General features: G+C 71.7%; 1 protein-coding gene and 1 pseudogene. Both read right to left on the bottom strand.

The window, feature by feature from the left end; all coding sequences use genetic code 11:
* Positions 1 to 384, bottom strand: a pseudogene (locus ACFVWD_RS58390) (histidine kinase); the annotation flags it as partial.
* Positions 385 to 555: 171 nt separating this feature from the next.
* A complete protein-coding gene (locus ACFVWD_RS58385) occupies positions 556 to 1,254 on the bottom strand; it encodes an ABC transporter ATP-binding protein (RefSeq protein ID WP_389607315.1) in 699 nt (232 codons plus the stop codon).
* Between the last annotated feature and the right edge of the window lie 147 nt (positions 1,255 to 1,401).

Raw genomic sequence — 1,401 nt, 5'->3', positions numbered from 1 at the left:
CAGGTGCTGGATGTTGACGGTCGAGACGACATCGATCCCGGCGGCGAGGAGTTCCTCGACGTCCTGCCAGCGCTTGGCGTTGCGGGAGCCGGGGACATTGGTGTGCGCGAGTTCGTCCACCAGGGCGACGGCCGGGGCGCGGAGCAGTACGGCGTCCACGTCCATCTCGGTGAAGACGGAGCCCCGGTAGCCGAGCTGCTTGCGCGGCACCTGCTCCAGACCGTGCAGCATCACCTCGGTGCGCGGCCGGTTGTGGTGCTCCACGAAGGCGACGACACAGTCGGTGCCCCGTTCCACGCGGCGGTGCGCCTCGGAGAGCATCGCGTACGTCTTGCCGACCCCCGGTGCCGCGCCGAGGTAGATCCGAAGCTTGCCGCGTCCCATGGCCCCATTGTCTTCCTGTCACCGCTGTATACGCAGCGTCGACCTTACGGCCAACAATCTCGACAAATGGGGTGGGGAGTCGGCCGACGGCCGTCTTTGACGCAACCCTGATGCGCCGGTCGGCACAACCCTGATGCGCTGGTCCGGGCCCTGCTGGGCCCGGTGGTCGGCTCAGTGCTCGACGATTCCTCCGTCGCGCAGCTCCAGGATCCGATCGGCCGGGTCGAGCGGGGTCGCCCTGGAGGGGGCGACCAGGGCCGTCACCTGTTCGCCGCGGACGATCACGTGCAGCAGCTCCATCAGGGCACGGCCGGTCCCGGCGTCGAGCCCTGCCGCGAACTCGTCGGCGACAAGGAGCGCGGGTTCGCCCGCGAGGGCGCGCGCGATCGCCACGCGCTGTTGCTGCCCGCCGGTGAGCTCCCCGGGCCGGCGCGCCGCGTGGTCGGTGAGCCCGACGAGGGAGAGCAGCCGTGCGATCCGCTCCTCGCGCGCGTGCTGCGCGACCCCGCGCAGCCGCAGCGGCACACCGACGTTCTCGGCGACGGTGAGCAGCGGGATGAGCCCGAGGGGCTGGAAGACGAAGCCGATCCGGTCCCGGCGCAGTTCCAGCAGGCCGTCCTCGCCGAGCCCCTCCAGTGCGAGCCCGTCGACGGTGATCCGCCCCGCATCCGGTTCGTCGAGCCCGCCGACCAGGTTGAGAAGCGTGGTCCTGCCGGATCCGGGGCTGCCGGTGAGGGCGACGAGTTCGCCGCGTGGCACGTCGAAGGAGACTCCGCGCAGGGCAGGTACGACGGCGGCTCCACCGCCGTACCAGCGATGCACGTTCTCGACGCGCACCATGGTCTTCGTGGCGACCTCGACCTGGCTCATGTCCCTCCCCGGTCAGCCGGGCGATTGCCTCCCCCGCCGTGGGGGGGGCCCCCGGGGGGGCCCCCGGCGCCCCGCCCCGCGGGGCGGGGGGAGGGGGTTTTGCCCCCCGGGGGGGTGGAACAAGCGGCGAAGAAGATGTTTTTTAGG

The organism is Streptomyces sp. NPDC058086, from assembly GCF_042885015.1.
In the GTDB taxonomy this organism is placed as follows: Bacteria; Actinomycetota; Actinomycetes; order Streptomycetales; family Streptomycetaceae; genus Streptomyces.
This window is presented reverse-complemented; position numbering and strand designations above follow the sequence as displayed.

Excerpts from the sequence above, each read along its gene's own strand:
- ACFVWD_RS58385 (WP_389607315.1), bottom strand. The coding sequence starts at position 1,254 with ATGAGCCAGGTCGAGGTCGCCACGAAGACCATGGTGCGCGTCGAGAAC.